Here is a 16,255-nt window from a genome sequence, read left to right on the forward strand (position 1 = left end):
GAAAGAAAGCGAGCGTCATCGTTGTTATGGCGATGACGCTCTGAGTTTATTCACCTTTAGGTTTAAAACGCAATAGGCGGTTGGCGTTGCCGACGACGGTGATGGAAGAGAGCGCCATGGCCGCACCGGCGACGACCGGGCTGAGAAGCGTGCCGGTGAGTGGATAGAGTACACCCGCCGCAATCGGGATCCCCAGCGAGTTATAGATAAACGCCCCCAGCAGGTTCTGCTTCATATTGCGCAACGTGGCATTGGAGAGCGCCAGCGCATCGGCGACGCCGTGCAGGCTGTGACGCATCAGGGTGATGGCGGCGGTTTCAATGGCGATATCGCTGCCGCCCCCCATCGCGATGCCGACATCGGCCTGCGCCAGCGCAGGGGCGTCGTTGATGCCGTCGCCAATCATCGCGACGCGTTTGCCTTGGGCCTGCAATGCCTTGATCGCGTCGGCCTTACCGTCGGGTAGCACGCCGGCAATCACGCGATCGATACCGGCGTCTTTTGCGATGCTTGCCGCCGTGACCGGGTTGTCCCCCGTGAGCATGATAAGCTCATAACCCTGCTGCCGTAGGCGCCGTAAGGCACTGACGCTATCCGCGCGCAGCGGATCGTGAATGGCGAACAGCGCAACGAGCTTGCCATCAGCAGCCAGCAAAACGGGGGTGACGCCGCGCTCTGCCTGCTCATTGAGCAGCGCTTCGCCTGCCGTGATATCGACCTGATGCTGCCTGAGCAGCGCCGGGTTCCCCAATAGCAGCTCCGCGTCATCGATGTTGCCGCTCACACCCAGACCGCGCAGGGTGCGGAACTGAGCGACGGGCGCTAACGTGGCGTTACCCGCACGTTCAAGAATGGCCTTCGCCAGCGGATGACTGGCGCCCTGTTCCAGCGCAGCCGCCCAGCGCAGCGCTTGCGTTTCCGTGACGTCGCCGAAGGGGTGGATCGCCACCACGTGCGGTTGTCCTTCGGTGAGCGTGCCGGTTTTATCGAATACCAGCGCGTCAAGCTGGCTCGCCTGCTGTAGCGCATCGGCATCCCGTACCAATACGCCAAATTCCGCCGCGCGTCCGACGCCGGAAATAATCGACATCGGCGTAGCCAGCCCGAGCGCGCAGGGGCAGGCGATGATCAGCACGGTGGTGACGACAATCAGCGTATAAACGATCTGCGGCTGTGGCCCGATAAAGAACCAGATGGCGCCGCTGAGAAGCGCGATAGCCACGACGGCGGGGACGAACACGGCAGAAATGCGATCCGCCAGCTGTCCGATAGCGGGTTTACTGCTTTGTGCCTGCCTGACCAGCCGGATGATGCGCGACAGCGTGGTTTGATTGCCGATGGCGTCTGCGCGAAAGTGCGCGCTGCCGTCGGAAACGAGTGTGCCGGCGTGAATGCGATCGCCGGACTTTTTGGCATGTGGAATCGGCTCTCCGGTCAACATGGCTTCATCCACCCACAGCTCTCCTTGCAGGATCTCGCCGTCGACAGGAATGCGATCGCCGGTTGTCAGGCGCAATGTCATACCCGACTGTACCTCGGACAGCGGGATCGATTTTTCGCCTTCCGGCGTAACGACGCGGGCGGAAAGGGGCGTCAGATCCAACAGCCGTTCCAGCGCTTGCGAAGAGCGCTGGCGGGCGCGCTGCTCCAGCGCATGGCCAAGGTTGATTAAGCCGATGATCATGGCGCTGGCTTCGTAATAAAGATGGCGCGCCGTCGGCGGAAAAAGATCCGGCCACAGGTTAACGGTGATGGAGTAAAGCCAGGCGGCGCCGGTTCCCAACGCTACCAGCGTATCCATCGTCGCGGTACCGTTTTTCAGGCTGCGCCAGGCATTGCGGTAAAAGTGGCTGCCAGCGAAGATCATCACTGCCAGCGTCAGCATGCCGATGACAAGCCACGGCGTTCGGCTCTCTGGCGTCAGGCTCATGCTGCCGCCCATCACGCCCCAGAGCATCAGCGGGACACCCAGCAGTAAGCCCAGCGCGGCCTGCCACTGAAAGCGGCGCACTGCCTGCTGAGATACCTGCTGTTGGCGCGCACGACGTGTTTCCTCGTCCTGAATCATTTCCGCGCCATAGCCTGCCTGCTCAACGGCGGCAATCAGCGCTTCCGGCGCGGCATGACCACTGACTAACGCACTGCGTTCGGCCAGATTCACGCGCGCCTGCGTGACGCCACTGACGTTTTGCAGCGCCGTTTGTACGCGGGTTACGCAGCTGGCGCAGCTCATTCCTTGTAGAAGAAGTTGTATATCGTCGCTATCGCCGCTGGCGGCGTCTATAGCCATTGCCGGAAGGGGGGAGTTGGCCGCTGGCGACGCTTCCGGCATCGCTGTTACCTGTGCCAGCGGCTCATTTTTTGGGACGGTATTCTCGGGCAGGCTGGCGTGATAGCCCGCTTCTTCAATGGCGGTCATCAGCGTGGCGGCATCGACGTCGCCGTAAATGATCGCCTGCTCTTGGGTGATATCCGTCGCCACGACGCCAGGAATGGTTTCCAGCGCTTTACGTGTGGCCGCGACACAATGGCCGCAGCTGAGCCCGGAAAGCTGAAGCGTGATGTCCGGCGTGCGGGCAAGCTGTGCCTGATAACCGGCCTCTTCGATACTGTCGATCAGCACCTGCGGGTCGACATCTGCGCGGACTTTTGCATAATGCTGCGTGACATCCGCCTGTTCGACTGCGGGATGCGCATCGAGCGTTTTTTTAACGCGTTGAACACAGTGTCCGCAGGTCAGTCCCTGCAATGACAACACAATCGTTCTTGACATAATAATTTTCTCCTGTGATCACAGTCGGAGGGGAAAGGCATTGACCGGCTATTTGATTTCCATTAGTTATTAAGCACAATAAACCTTCCAGTAAGAGTAAGGTCAAGGAGGGCGTCATGAATATCAGCGATGTTGCGAAAAAAACCGGTTTGAGCAGTAAAACGATTCGCTTCTATGAAGAGAAAGAGCTCCTGACCGCGCCGCTACGTTCCGAGAATGGTTATCGCAGTTATGATCATCATCATGTTGAAGAGCTGACGCTGCTGCGTCAGGCGCGTCAGGTCGGCTTTAATCTTGATGAGTGCCGGGAGCTGGTTGCGTTATTTAACGATCCGCGGCGGCGCAGTGCTGATGTTAAAGCGCGAACGTTACAGAAAGTGCAGGAAATCGAGGCGCACATCGAAGAACTGAAAACGATGCGTGAACGCCTGCTGGCGCTGGCAGAACAGTGTCCGGGAGACGGTAGCGCGGACTGCCCGATCATCAATAATCTGGCGGGCTGCTGCCATAAAGGGGGCACGGAGTCCCCCAAATAGTGCGTGCTGCTAGCGTTCAACCGAGCGCACATGCAGCGTGATGCCATCAACGGCAACCACTTCAACCGGCGTGCCGGCGGCAAGCGCCTGTTCTGACTTCACGCGCCAGCTGCTGTCGCCGATGTTTACCCGGCCAAAACCGTTGGTTACGGGTTCGGTGAGCGTGGCACGCAGGCCGATCAATTGCTGTCCGCGTTGGTTAAGCGTGGATTGCGGTCGGGATAGTGTGCGTTTACGCAGCCAATACCACCAGAGCAGCGCGGTAATGATTGTCAGGATGGCGAAGATCGTTCCCTGCCACGGCCAGCCGATTGGCGCCACCCATGTCAGCAGCCCGACCAGCACCGCCGAGAGGCCGCTCCACAGTAAGTAGCCACTGGCGCCCAGCATTTCGGCCGCGAGGAGCACGCCGCCGAGCGACAGCCAGAACCAGTGCGCATTCTCTATCACCAGTTCTATTCCCATTATTTACCCCGATTGTCTTTGCTATCTTTCACCAGTTCGGCAATGCCGCCGATGGCGCCCATTAAATTGCTGGCTTCCAGCGGCATCATGACCACTTTGCTGTTGTTGGCTGAGCCAATCTGTTGCAGGGCATCGGTATATTTCTGAGCGATAAAGTAATTCACCGCCTGAATATCGCCTGCCGCAATGGCTTCGGACACCATTTTGGTGGCCTCGGCTTCGGCCAGCGCCGCACGTTCGCGCGCTTCGGCCTCCAGAAACGCGGACTGACGCAAACCTTCCGCCTTCAGGATCTGCGACTGCTTTTCCCCTTCCGCTTTCAGGATCGCCGCCTGACGCACCCCTTCGGCCTCCAGAATATCGGCGCGTTTATTACGTTCCGCTTTCATCTGCGCATTCATCGCGGCAATCAGCTCTGAAGGTGGGCGAACGTCGCGGATTTCAATACGGGTGATTTTAATGCCCCACGGGTTAGTGGCCTCGTCAACGATGTGCAACAGACGCGTATTGATGCTATCGCGCTGAGACAGCATTTCATCCAGTTCCATCGAGCCCAGTACGGTGCGGATATTGGTCATGGTCAGGTTGACGATGGCCTGTTCCAGATTGCTGACTTCATAGGCGGCGCTCGCCGGATCGATAACCTGAATAAAACACACGGCGTCGATAGTGACGTTGGCGTTATCTTTCGAAATGATTTCCTGCGAGGGAATATCCAGCACTTGCTCCATCATATTAATTTTCCGGCCGACGCGATCCATAAAGGGGACGACCAGATTAAGCCCCGGCATCAGCGTTTTGGTATAGCGACCAAACCGTTCCACGGTCCATTGGTATCCCTGAGGGACGATTTTGATGCCTGACCAGACGATGATGAGCGCAACAAAGATCAAAACAGGAATGGCTGTGAGCATGCTAAAACCTCCAGGTTGTTTTATATCAGGCAACGATGATTCAACGGATAGTGTAACCCACTTGCGTCTGAAGCGTTCAGGAAATACGCCCGTCTGCAGCCGCGAGAGGCAGTGACGGGACGGGAAAAGAAGGATAGTTAAATATCGAGTTCGATATCGCCCTGCGGCATGCAGCAGCAGGGCAGGATTTCATCCTGCTGGATGCAGGCCAGCGGCGTTTGGCGATACGCTACGCTGCCTTTTACCAGACGTAAGCGACAGGAGCCGCAATAACCCGAACGGCACTGGTATTCAATGCTGATCCGATTGGATTCCAACACATCCAGCAGCGATGGCGCGTTGTCTGAGCAGGCGAACTGCGCACCGGACGTGCGCAGCGTAATCGTTGGATCGCTCATCGCTTACAGCTGGAAGTCGCTCAGATCGTCGTCGCTGATTTCCGAGTCGATCTGGCCGACCAGATAGGAACTGACTTCCACTTCCTGAGGAGCCACCTGCACGTTATCGGATACCAGCCAGGCGTTGATCCACGGAATAGGGTTGGTGCGCGTCTGGAACGGCAGCGGCAGCCCAACCGCCTGCATACGGATGTTAGTGATGTACTCGACGTACTGGCACAGAATATCTTTGTTCAGGCCAATCATTGAACCGTCGCGGAACAGGTATTCCGCCCACTCTTTTTCCTGCTGAGCGGCGAGCACGAACAGGTCATAACATTCCTGCTGACACTCCTCGGCAATCTGCGCCATTTCGGGATCGTCATGGCCGGAACGCATCAGGTTCAGCATGTGCTGCGTGCCGGTGAGGTGCAGCGCTTCATCACGGGCAATCAGCTTGATGATCTTGGCGTTGCCTTCCATCAACTCACGTTCCGCGAACGCGAACGAGCAGGCGAAGCTGACGTAGAAACGAATCGCTTCCAGCGCGTTCACGCTCATCAGGCACAGATACAGCTTCTTCTTTAACTCATGCAGATTCACGGTGACGGTTTTACCGTTGACCTGATGTGTCCCTTCCCCCAGCAGATGGTAATAGCTGGTGAGTTCAATCAGCGAGTCGTAATAGCCGGAAATGTCTTTGGCGCGCTTGAGGATCTCTTCGTTGGTCACGATATCATCAAACACCAGTGACGGATCGTTGACGATATTACGAATGATGTGGGTGTAGGAGCGCGAGTGAATGGTTTCCGAGAATGCCCAGGTTTCCACCCAGGTTTCCAGCTCCGGGATGGAGATCAGCGGCAGCAGCGCCACGTTAGGGCTACGTCCCTGAATGGAATCCAGCAGCGTCTGGTATTTCAGGTTGCTGATGAAAATGTGCTTTTCATGATCGGGCAGCGCCTGATAATCGATGCGGTCGCGGGACACATCGACTTCTTCCGGGCGCCAGAAAAAAGACAGCTGTTTTTCGATCAGCTTTTCGAAAATTTCATATTTTTGCTGATCGAAACGGGCAACGTTAACCGACTGACCGAAAAACATGGGTTCCAGTAGCTGGTCGTTTTTATTCTGTGAAAACGTGGTATAGGCCATGAGTCTCTCCAAAAAATGCCGGGAGCATTTTTTTATGCCGAATACGGCAAGCCCCGTAGGGTGCGGGCAGGAACGCCCGCTATAAAAGGGTGAAAGGCTGCACCGCAGCCTTTACGGTATTGGCTTAAATCTTACACGCGCCGCCTTCGCAGCCGTCATCCTGCGGCTCTGCCAGCAGGTCGTCCTGCGCGTCTTCTGCGCCGTCGCGGGTGTTTTGGTAATACAGCGTTTTCACGCCGAACTTGTAAGCCGTGACCAGATCTTTCAGCAGTTGTTTCATCGGGACTTTGCCTGACGGGAAACGCGCCGGATCGTAGTTGGTGTTGGACGAAATTGCCTGATCGACAAATTTCTGCATCAGACCAACCAGTTGCAGGTAGCCGTCATTGCCCGGCATATCCCACAGCAGCTCGTAAGCGTCTTTCAGCGTTTCATATTCCGGGACAACCTGGCGCAGAATACCGTCTTTGGACGCCTTAACGCTGATGTGGCCGCGCGGCGGCTCAATGCCGTTGGTCGCGTTGGAAATTTGCGACGAGGTTTCAGACGGCATCAGCGCAGACAGCGTGGAGTTACGCAGTCCGTATTCTTTGATGTCTTTACGCAGCGTTTCCCAGTCAAAGTGCAGCGGTTCGTTGCAAATCGCATCCAGATCGCGCTTATAGGTATCGATAGGCAGAATACCCTGCGAATAGGTCGTTTCGTGGAACCACGGGCAGGCGCCTTGCTCGCGCGCCAGCACGTTGGAGGCTTTCAACAGGTAGTATTGAATGGCTTCAAACGTTCTGTGCGTCAGGTTATTGGCGCTGCCGTCGGAGTAACGCACACCGTTTTTCGCCAGATAGTAAGCGAAGTTGATCACGCCAATGCCCAGCGTGCGGCGTCCCATCGCCCCGCGCTCTGCCGCCGGAATCGGATAATCCTGGTAGTCCAGCAGGGCATCCAGCGCGCGCACGGCCAGCGTAGCCAGCTCTTCCAGATCGTCCAGACTGTCGATCGCGCCGAGATTGAAGGCCGATAGCGTACAGAGCGCGATTTCACCGTTTTCGTCGTTAACATCGTTAAGCGGTTTGGTCGGCAATGCGATTTCCAGACACAAATTGGACTGGCGAACCGGCGCAACATGCGCATCGAACGGGCTATGTGTGTTGCAGTGGTCGACATTCTGGATATAGATGCGGCCCGTCGAGGCGCGCTCCTGCATCATCAGAGAGAACAATTCAACCGCTTTAAGGCGCTGTTTGCGGATGCTGTCGTCCTGTTCGTACTGCACATATAAACGCTCGAACTCATCCTGATCGGCAAAGAAGGCGTCGTACAGCCCCGGCACGTCCGACGGGCTGAACAGCGTGATATCTTCACCCTTCACCAGACGCTGATACATCAGCTTGTTTAGCTGGACACCGTAGTCGAGATGACGAACGCGGTTGCCCTCTACGCCACGGTTGTTTTTCAGCACCAGCAGGCTTTCCACTTCCAGATGCCACAGCGGGTAGAATAGCGTGGCCGCACCGCCGCGCACGCCGCCCTGAGAGCAGGATTTCACCGCGGTCTGGAAATGTTTATAGAAAGGAATACAGCCGGTGTGGAACGCTTCGCCGCCGCGGATCGGGCTGCCGAGTGCGCGGATGCGGCCCGCGTTGATGCCGATACCGGCACGTTGGGAAACGTATTTCACGATTGCGCTGGACGTGGCGTTGATGGAATCCAGACTGTCGCCGCATTCGATCAGTACGCAGGAGCTGAACTGCCGCGTCGGCGTGCGCACGCCCGCCATAATTGGCGTCGGCAGGGAAATTTTGAAAGTGGAAATCGCGTCGTAGAAGCGTTTTACGTAATCCAAACGGGTTTCACGCGGGTAGCCGGAGAACAGGCAGGCCGCGACCAGTATGTACAGGAACTGGGCGCTTTCGTAGATATCACCGGTCACGCGGTTCTGTACCAGATATTTTCCTTCCAGCTGTTTAACCGCCGCATAGGAGAAATTCATGTCGCGCCAGTGATCGATGAACGCATCCATCTGAGCGAATTCTTCCGGGCTATAGTCTTCCAGCAGGTGTTTGTCATATTTGCCCAGTTCCACCATTTTGCTGACGTGATCCAGCAGGGTGGGCGGTTCGAATTGTCCGTAGGCTTTTTTACGCAGGTGAAAGATAGCCAGACGCGCGGCCAGATACTGATAATCCGGGCTTTCGCGCGAGATCAAGTCGGCTGCGGCTTTGATGATGGTCTCATGAATGTCAGCGGTCTTGATGCCATCATAAAATTGAATGTGGGAGCGAAGTTCCACCTGGGAGACGGAAACATTGTGTAAACCTTCTGCGGCCCAGGCAATGACGCGGTGGATCTTGTCCAAATTGATTTTTTCTTTACTGCCATCGCGTTTGGTAACGAGCAAGCTCTGGTTCATGTTGGGATTACCTGTTATGAAAATAAAAATATCCCCTAATTATTCACAGAGAAATGCCTGTGATTAACTCTGTGGATAAATACTAGATATAGCGTTTTTTCGGTGAATGGCTACTACATGGTGAGTATTTTAGTCTGGATTCGTTTTAGAACAAGGCTTGATTTTGGCGTGAATTTCAGGTTGTTGAACCGTTAATTGTCTGGAGTCCCGATTCTGTAGGGCCACGCGGATGTCAATATTCCGTGAAAAAAAAGATGCTGCCATGATTTTATTGGCTTAGCGGGCGAACTAAAAAAATCGCCCGGTGAGAAATCGGGCGGCTTTAAGAGTATTCCGAATTAACGTTATTTGTCGTGTCGGGTGTGCAGGATGTAGTTCACGTCTACGTTCGGGCCAAGCTTGAAGCGGTCTGTCAGCGGGTTATAGTGCAACCCGGTGATATGTCTTTCACGCAGTTTCGTGTCGTCAATCCAGCGCATCAGTTCCGCCGGACGAATGAACTTCTTAATGTCGTGCGTGCCGCGCGGCACCATTTTCAACAGATATTCCGCGCCGACAATCGCCATCATCCACGCTTTCGCGTTGCGGTTGATGGTGGAGAAAAAGACGTGTCCGCCGGGTTTGACCAATTGCGCGCAGGCCTGCACCACGGATTGCGGGTCGGGCACGTGCTCCAGCATTTCCATACAGGTGACGACATCATAGCGACCTGCGTGTGCCGCGGCATGCGCTTCTACCGTTTCCTGTACGTAATCGACGGCGATGCCGCTCTCCAGTGCGTGCAGCCGCGCGACCTGGAGCGGCTCGGCCCCCATATCCAGCCCGGTGACTTTCGCCCCTTCGCGGGCCATGCTCTCGGCTAAAATACCGCCGCCGCAACCGACATCCAGCACGTTCTTGCCGAACAGACCTTCCGCCCGCCGGGAAATGTAGCCCAGGCGCAGGGGATTGATACGATGCAGCGGCTTGAATTCGCCTTCCAGATCCCACCAGCGTGAGGCGATGGCCTCAAATTTGGCGATCTCCTGATGGTCAACGTTCGGCGTTTGATTTTCTATATTATTCATATGCAATTACTGCCTTTCGTCATTTTCTACTGCCGCGAGTATACTCCCTTCGTGCCGTCACGTGCAGCGGTGTCGTTTTCTCCCCTCATGACAAAAACCTGGCCGGAAACGGCACTCCGCCGCGCGGAAGGGAGTTTCCCCCGAAACGGCGGTTTATGATATAATTTTTCACCTTTTGAATTGTTCACCTTTCTGAACGGTTCACTTTTCTGAATACGGGTAGATGCCTAAATAGAGGGATAGCGGCTCCATGAGCGACCTTGCCAGAGAAATCACACCGGTCAACATTGAAGAAGAGCTGAAAAGCTCGTATCTGGATTATGCGATGTCCGTTATTGTCGGGCGCGCATTACCGGATGTTCGTGATGGACTTAAACCGGTACACCGCCGCGTACTGTATGCGATGAGCGTACTGGGTAACGACTGGAACAAACCGTATAAAAAATCCGCCCGTGTCGTCGGGGATGTCATCGGTAAATACCACCCACACGGCGACTCCGCCGTTTATGAAACCATCGTGCGTATGGCGCAGCCTTTCTCGCTGCGCTATATGCTGGTTGATGGTCAGGGCAACTTTGGTTCGATTGACGGCGACTCCGCGGCGGCCATGCGTTATACCGAAATTCGCATGGCGAAAATTGCCCATGAACTGCTGGCCGATCTGGAAAAAGAGACGGTCGATTTTGTGCCGAACTATGACGGCACCGAGCAGATCCCTGACGTGATGCCGACGCGTATTCCCAACCTGTTGGTGAACGGTTCTTCCGGTATCGCCGTCGGGATGGCGACGAACATTCCGCCGCATAATCTGACGGAAGTCGTGAACGGCTGTCTGGCGTATATCGACGATGAAAACATCAGCCTTGAAGGGTTGATGGAGCACATCAAGGGCCCGGACTTCCCGACGGCCGCGATCATCAATGGTCGACGCGGCATTGAAGAAGCATACCGTACCGGACGCGGTAAAATTTACGTCCGCGCCCGCGCCGAAGTCGAGGCCGACGCCAAGACCGGGCGTGAAACCATCATCGTGCATGAAATTCCCTATCAGGTGAACAAAGCGCGCCTGATCGAGAAAATTGCCGAACTGGTTAAAGATAAGCGTATCGAAGGCATTAGCGCGCTGCGTGACGAATCCGATAAAGACGGGATGCGTATCGTCATTGAGATTAAGCGTGATGCCGTGGGCGAAGTGGTGCTGAATAATCTGTATTCCCAGACGCAGCTCCAGACGTCATTCGGCATTAACATGGTCGCGCTGCATCAGGGTCAACCGCGCATAATGCCGCTCAAGGATATTCTGGTTGCGTTTGTGCGCCACCGTCGCGAAGTGGTGACGCGCCGCACTATCTTTGAACTGCGCAAAGCCCGCGATCGCGCCCACATTCTGGAAGGTCTGGCGATTGCGCTGGCGAACATCGATCCGATTATCGAGCTGATTCGCCGCGCGCCGTCACCGGCGGAAGCGAAAGCCGCGCTGATCGCCCAGGCTTGGGATCTGGGCAGCGTTGCGGCCATGCTGGAACGTGCGGGCGATGATGCCGCGCGTCCAGAGTGGTTGGAGCCGGAATTCGGCATCCGCGACGGGCGTTACTATCTGACCGAGCAGCAGGCGCAGGCCATTCTGGATCTGCGTTTGCAAAAGCTGACCGGTCTGGAACATGAAAAGCTGCTGGATGAATATAAAAATCTGCTGGCGGAGATCGCCGAGCTGCTTTATATCCTCAACAGCCCTGAGCGCCTGATGGAAGTGATTCGTGAAGAGTTGGAAGCGATCAAAACGCAGTATAACGACGAGCGCCGCACGGAAATCACCGCGAACACTGCCGACATCAACATTGAAGATCTGATCAGTCAGGAAGACGTCGTCGTTACGCTGTCTCATCAGGGCTACGTGAAGTACCAGCCGCTGAGCGATTATGAAGCTCAGCGCCGTGGGGGCAAAGGTAAATCTGCCGCACGTATCAAAGAAGAAGACTTTATCGATCGTTTGTTGGTGGCGAACACCCACGACACGATCCTGTGCTTCTCCAGCCGTGGGCGTTTGTACTGGATGAAGGTGTATCAACTGCCGGAGGCCAGCCGCGGTGCGCGCGGTCGTCCTATCGTCAACCTGTTGCCGCTTGAAGCCGATGAGCGCATCACGGCGATTCTGCCGGTACGGGAATACGAAGAGGGCCGCCACATCTTTATGGCGACGGCCAGCGGAACTGTGAAGAAAACGGCGTTGACCGAGTTCAGCCGTCCGCGTAGCGCCGGGATTATCGCCGTGAACCTGAATGACGGGGATGAGCTGATTGGCGTCGACCTGACCGATGGCAGCGATGAAGTGATGCTGTTCTCAGCGGAGGGCAAGGTGGTTCGCTTCTCCGAAGAGGCCGTACGTTCCATGGGCCGAACGGCAACCGGCGTTCGCGGCATCAACCTCCAGGGCGAAGATCGTGTGGTATCGCTGATCATTCCACGCGGCGAAGGCGACATCCTGACCGTGACGCAAAACGGTTATGGTAAACGTACCGCGGTGAGTGAGTACCCAACCAAGTCGCGTGCGACGAAGGGTGTCATCTCCATCAAAGTCAGCGAACGTAACGGTAAAGTCGTCGGTGCGGTTCAGGTGGATACCGCCGATCAGATCATGATGATCACCGATGCGGGAACGCTGGTGCGCACGCGCGTGTCTGAGGTCAGCATTGTTGGCCGTAATACACAGGGCGTGACGCTGATCCGCACGGCGGAAGATGAAAAAGTCGTCGGGCTGCAACGCGTCGCCGAGCCGGTAGAAGATGAAGAGCTGGACGGCGTGGTCAGTGTTGAAGGCGAAATTGTCGAAGATGACGCCATTGACGATATCGATGGCGATGATGATATCGCTGAAGATGATGCCTAAGCCAGCTTGCTAGTTTGGCATTATTGTTGTTATTCAAGCCAGCGCGATGCGCTGGCTTTTTTTATCGACTCTCGGTAGTGTATCGCTAACCGGGTTTGCCCATTATCCAACGGTATCCACTTGAAATATCTCGCCTCATTCCATACCACATTAAAAGTCTCCCGCTATTTGTTTCGGGTTCTGGCCATCATGCTATGGGTGTTAGGGGCGCTGATCTCCGTTTTCTATATCAACAAGGTGCTGAACGAAAAAGAGTCGGAGCTGCGTAAGGAATATAATCTCAGCTTTGATCAGTCTCAGGGCCATATCCGGCACGCCGCGGATATTGTACGTGAACTTCAGTATCTGGCGATGAATCGCCTGATGAATGCGAAGGTCAAAACCGAGCCGCCGGCGGAAGAGGGCCCTGGCGCTTCCGTGTATTCGCTCGCCCCCGGCGCAACCTGTGCCATACAGAGCGGTGAGCATAGCGCGTTACAGGCATTGAGCCACTTTTTCCGCGACTGGCAGGAAGATTTTTCTGCCGCATACGATCTTAACCGGGTCTTTTTTGTTGGCGGTGATCGGCAGTGTATGGTTGATTTTGGGATCCGTAATCAGTCTCTCGACCGCGATAACTTACTCAAAAATGTGCAGGAGCGGTTTCAGGAGCAAAAGAACCGTGCCCAAGCCGGGCGTAATGAAACGCTGTATTGGATCACGCCGGCAGTGCTCCCGGATGTGGGTTATTTATACGCGCTGACGCCGATTTATGTCGATAACAAGCTGGAAGTCATCATGGGAATTGAACAGACAATTCGTCTGGATGACTTTATTACCCTCGGCAAATTTCCAATCAATGCCAGACTGCTGGATCAATATAATCGGATCGTTTTACAGTTTCCTGATGGCAAAGGGCACGCCCCCTCTTCGATAGAGATCTACCCCTCCGAGCCTAATTATTTTGGCTACGTGAATGGCTATCACGAGCTTATTCTGAAAAAGCCGCTGCCGCCGACGTCATTCAGTATGGTGTACTCATTGCCCTTGCAGGTGCTGATGTCCCATATTCGCGCCTTAATGATTAACATCGTCATTCTGAATATGCTGTCGGCCATTTTGTTGTTTGTACTGTCGATGGTGTTTGAGCGCAAGATGCTGCTTCCGGCGGAGGTGAATGCGTTCCAACTGGAGGAGAACGAGCAGTTTAACCGCAAAATTGTCGCTTCGGCGCCGGTAGGTATTTGTATTCTGCGCATTAATGACGGCACCAATATCCTTAGCAATGAGCTGGCGCACAACTACCTGAATCTGCTCACCCATGAGGATCGGCTGAGAATTACCCGTATCATCTGCGAGCAGCAGTCCAAGTTTGTCGATGTCATGACCAGCCGCAATCATCACCTGCAAATCAGCTTTGTTCATTCGCGCTATCGTAATGAAAACGTGGCGATTTGTGTGCTGCTGGACGTCAGCGCGCGCGTCAAAATGGAAGAATCATTGCAGGAAATGGCCAATGCCGCTGAGCAGGCAAGCCAGTCTAAATCGATGTTCCTGGCCACCGTCAGCCATGAGTTGCGCACGCCGCTGTACGGGATTATTGGTAATCTGGATTTACTGCAAACCAAGTCATTGCCGAAGGATGCCAACCGTCTGGTAGCTGCGATGAATAATTCCTCCTCGCTGTTGCTGAAGATCATCAGCGATATTCTCGATTTTTCCAAAATTGAGTCTGAACAGTTAAAAATAGAGCCTTGCGAGTTCGCGCCGCATGAGGTGATCAGTCATATCACCAGCAACTATCTGCCGCTCGTGGTGAAGAAACGCCTGACGCTGTACTGCTTTATCGATCCTAATGCCCCTGTCAGTCTGTTTGGCGACCCTGTGCGTTTGCAGCAGGTGTTGTCCAATCTGTTAAGCAACGCGATCAAATTTACCGACACGGGCTGCATCATTTTCGAAGTCGGCTGCCGTGACGGCTACCTTGAGTTTGTGGTACGTGATACCGGCGTGGGCATTCAACCGCGCGAAGCGGTGAAGCTGTTTGATCCGTTTTTTCAGGCGGGAAGCGGTGTCCAGCGCCATTTTCAGGGAACCGGGTTGGGGTTGGCCATCTGTGAAAAGCTGGTCAATTTGATGGACGGGGACATTACCATCGAGTCAGAACCCGGTCTGGGTAGCCTGTTTGGCATCAGGATCCCGTTGTATAAAGCCCGTTACGCCCCATCGGCCATCAACGCCTGTTTGCAGGGGAAAATGTGCTGGCTGCGAGTGCGTAATGCCCGGCTGGAAACGTATCTGTTGACGCTGTTGCAAGAGCAAGGGCTACAGGTAGCCCGTTATCAGCATCAGGACGTGTCTGCCGATGACGTGATCATCAACGATTATATGCCGACGGAGGACATGGCCGTCCGGGCGCAAATCGTGATGAGCGGCGCCCATACGGGAGCCCCGCAGGAAATCCGTGAGGGACTCTGGGTACAGAGTACCTCTATGCCCCAACATTTGCCCGACTTGCTGGAAAGAGTCTATCGTTCAGAAAGCGAAGGCAGAACCCGCGCCGAGATTTCACCGCCGCTGACCCGCTATGATCGGGATGAGAATGGCGACATGATGATTCTGGTGGTTGATGATCACCCGATAAACCGGCGGTTGCTGGCCGATCAGCTAGGTTCTCTGGGCTATCAGGCCATGACGGCAAATGATGGTTTAGACGCGCTGGGGGTCTTGAGTAAAAATGCGGTCGACATTGTATTAACGGATGTCAACATGCCGAATATGGACGGCTATCTGTTTACCCAACGCATACGTGAACAAGGGTTACGTTTCCCGGTCATCGGCGTTACCGCGAATGCGCTGGCGGAAGAAAGAGAACGCTGTCTGCAAGCGGGCATGGATAACTGTTTATCGAAACCGGTGACGCTGGATACGTTGCAGCAAACACTGTCGTATTACAGTCGCATCGTGCGTCAGGCGAGGAAATCAGAAGAATAACCCGCGCCAGCGGTCGCTGACGCGGGGAAGGGCTGGGCGGTTTATTCCCCGTGCGTGGTGCTGCCGTTAACGGAAGACAGGTAGTTCAGCAGGGCGATATCGTTATCAACCCCCAGTTTAGTCATTGCGGATTTTTTCTGGCTGCTGATGGTCTTAATGCTGCGGTTCAGTTTCTTGGCGATTTCAGTGACCAGAAAACCTTCAGCAAACAGACGCAGCACTTCGCTTTCCTTCGGCGACAGGCGCTTATCGCCATAACCGCTGGCGCTGATTTTTTCCAGCACTTTGGAAACGCTGTCCGGGGTGAATTTTTTCCCTTTTTGCAGGGCGACCAGTGCCTTCGGTAAGTCGGTCGGCGCGCCCTGTTTCAGGACAATGCCTTCGATATCCAAATCCAGCACCGCGCTCAGAATCGCCGGATTATTGTTCATGGTGAGAACGATGATAGAAAGATGAGGAAAATGGCGCTTAATGTATTTAATCAGGGTAATGCCATCGCCGTATTTATCGCCCGGCATGGACAAATCGGTGATTAAAACGTTGGCATCCAGTTTAGGCAGGTTATTGATCAGCGCTGTGGAATCTTCAAATTCACCCACGACATTGACCCACTCAATCTGTTCAAGCGATTTTTTGATGCCAAAAAGGACAATAGGATGATCGTCGGCAATAATTACGTTTAGATTACTCATCGTTTG

The 16,255-nt window shown here is 55.0% G+C and carries 11 protein-coding genes; 3 read left to right on the top strand and 8 right to left on the bottom strand.

Annotated features, from left to right (window positions below; genetic code table 11):
• Positions 1-46 precede the first annotated feature (46 nt).
• Positions 47-2,773 carry a copper-exporting P-type ATPase CopA gene (gene copA, locus EDC54_RS01450; RefSeq protein WP_132452534.1) on the bottom strand — a complete coding sequence of 909 codons (2,727 nt, stop codon included), beginning with the start codon at positions 2,771-2,773 and terminating at the stop codon, positions 47-49.
• A gap of 116 nt (positions 2,774-2,889) precedes the next feature.
• Here copA and cueR point away from each other — a divergent pair, with 116 nt between their 5' ends.
• Complete coding sequence (gene cueR, locus EDC54_RS01455; RefSeq protein ID WP_132452536.1) at positions 2,890-3,309, top strand: Cu(I)-responsive transcriptional regulator; 420 nt, start codon at positions 2,890-2,892, stop codon at positions 3,307-3,309.
• 9 nt (positions 3,310-3,318) lie between these two features.
• On the opposite strand, the gene EDC54_RS01460 is transcribed toward cueR, so the two are convergent.
• From EDC54_RS01460 to ubiG, 6 genes are all read right to left on the bottom strand, one after another.
• Entirely contained in the window at positions 3,319-3,774 is a 456-nt protein-coding gene (locus EDC54_RS01460) for an NfeD family protein (RefSeq protein ID WP_132452538.1), read from the bottom strand.
• Complete coding sequence (locus EDC54_RS01465) at positions 3,774-4,688, bottom strand: SPFH domain-containing protein (protein WP_132452540.1); 915 nt, start codon at positions 4,686-4,688, stop codon at positions 3,774-3,776. The genes EDC54_RS01460 and EDC54_RS01465 overlap by 1 nt, the downstream gene beginning before the upstream one ends.
• A 137-nt stretch (positions 4,689-4,825) precedes the next feature.
• Positions 4,826-5,086, bottom strand: a complete 261-nt coding sequence (gene yfaE / locus EDC54_RS01470; protein WP_132452542.1) for a class I ribonucleotide reductase maintenance protein YfaE — start codon at positions 5,084-5,086, stop codon at positions 4,826-4,828.
• 3 nt (positions 5,087-5,089) lie between these two features.
• Positions 5,090-6,220, bottom strand: a complete 1,131-nt coding sequence (nrdB, locus tag EDC54_RS01475; protein ID WP_132452544.1) for a class Ia ribonucleoside-diphosphate reductase subunit beta — start codon at positions 6,218-6,220, stop codon at positions 5,090-5,092.
• A 124-nt stretch (positions 6,221-6,344) separates the two neighbouring features.
• Complete coding sequence (nrdA, locus tag EDC54_RS01480; protein WP_132452546.1) at positions 6,345-8,630, bottom strand: class 1a ribonucleoside-diphosphate reductase subunit alpha; 2,286 nt, start codon at positions 8,628-8,630, stop codon at positions 6,345-6,347.
• Between the two features lie 344 nt (positions 8,631-8,974).
• Positions 8,975-9,697, bottom strand: coding sequence for a bifunctional 2-polyprenyl-6-hydroxyphenol methylase/3-demethylubiquinol 3-O-methyltransferase UbiG (ubiG, locus tag EDC54_RS01485; RefSeq protein ID WP_132452548.1), 723 nt, complete (start codon positions 9,695-9,697; stop codon positions 8,975-8,977).
• Positions 9,698-9,947: 250 nt separating this feature from the next.
• Between ubiG and gyrA the strand changes: the two genes are divergently transcribed.
• Together gyrA and rcsC are read left to right on the top strand one after the other, a co-directional pair.
• Entirely contained in the window at positions 9,948-12,584 is a 2,637-nt protein-coding gene (gyrA, locus tag EDC54_RS01490; RefSeq protein WP_132452550.1) for a DNA topoisomerase (ATP-hydrolyzing) subunit A, read from the top strand.
• A gap of 120 nt (positions 12,585-12,704) precedes the next feature.
• Positions 12,705-15,557: a two-component system sensor histidine kinase RcsC gene (gene rcsC, locus EDC54_RS01495; RefSeq protein WP_132452552.1), complete on the top strand. Its 2,853-nt coding sequence runs from the start codon at positions 12,705-12,707 to the stop codon at positions 15,555-15,557.
• 41 nt (positions 15,558-15,598) lie between these two features.
• On the opposite strand, the gene rcsB is transcribed toward rcsC, so the two are convergent.
• The gene (gene rcsB / locus EDC54_RS01500; protein WP_132452554.1) at positions 15,599-16,249 is read right to left on the bottom strand and encodes a response regulator transcription factor RcsB; all 651 of its coding nucleotides are present in this window, start codon (positions 16,247-16,249) and stop codon (positions 15,599-15,601) included.
• Positions 16,250-16,255: the final 6 nt, after the last annotated feature.

The organism is Samsonia erythrinae (assembly GCF_004342665.1).
Classification (GTDB): Bacteria; Pseudomonadota; Gammaproteobacteria; order Enterobacterales; family Enterobacteriaceae; genus Samsonia; species Samsonia erythrinae.

Bases quoted from the DNA above. Each gene is read 5' to 3' on its own strand.
- copA (WP_132452534.1), bottom strand. From the start codon at position 2,773: ATGTCAAGAACGATTGTGTTGTCATTGCAGGGACTGACCTGCGGACAC.
- cueR (WP_132452536.1), top strand. From the start codon at position 2,890: ATGAATATCAGCGATGTTGCGAAAAAAACCGGTTTGAGCAGTAAAACG.
- EDC54_RS01460 (WP_132452538.1), bottom strand. From the start codon at position 3,774: ATGGGAATAGAACTGGTGATAGAGAATGCGCACTGGTTCTGGCTGTCG.
- EDC54_RS01465 (WP_132452540.1), bottom strand. From the start codon at position 4,688: ATGCTCACAGCCATTCCTGTTTTGATCTTTGTTGCGCTCATCATCGTC.
- yfaE (WP_132452542.1), bottom strand. From the start codon at position 5,086: ATGAGCGATCCAACGATTACGCTGCGCACGTCCGGTGCGCAGTTCGCC.
- nrdB (WP_132452544.1), bottom strand. From the start codon at position 6,220: ATGGCCTATACCACGTTTTCACAGAATAAAAACGACCAGCTACTGGAA.
- nrdA (WP_132452546.1), bottom strand. From the start codon at position 8,630: ATGAACCAGAGCTTGCTCGTTACCAAACGCGATGGCAGTAAAGAAAAA.
- ubiG (WP_132452548.1), bottom strand. From the start codon at position 9,697: ATGAATAATATAGAAAATCAAACGCCGAACGTTGACCATCAGGAGATC.
- gyrA (WP_132452550.1), top strand. From the start codon at position 9,948: ATGAGCGACCTTGCCAGAGAAATCACACCGGTCAACATTGAAGAAGAG.
- rcsB (WP_132452554.1), bottom strand. From the start codon at position 16,249: ATGAGTAATCTAAACGTAATTATTGCCGACGATCATCCTATTGTCCTT.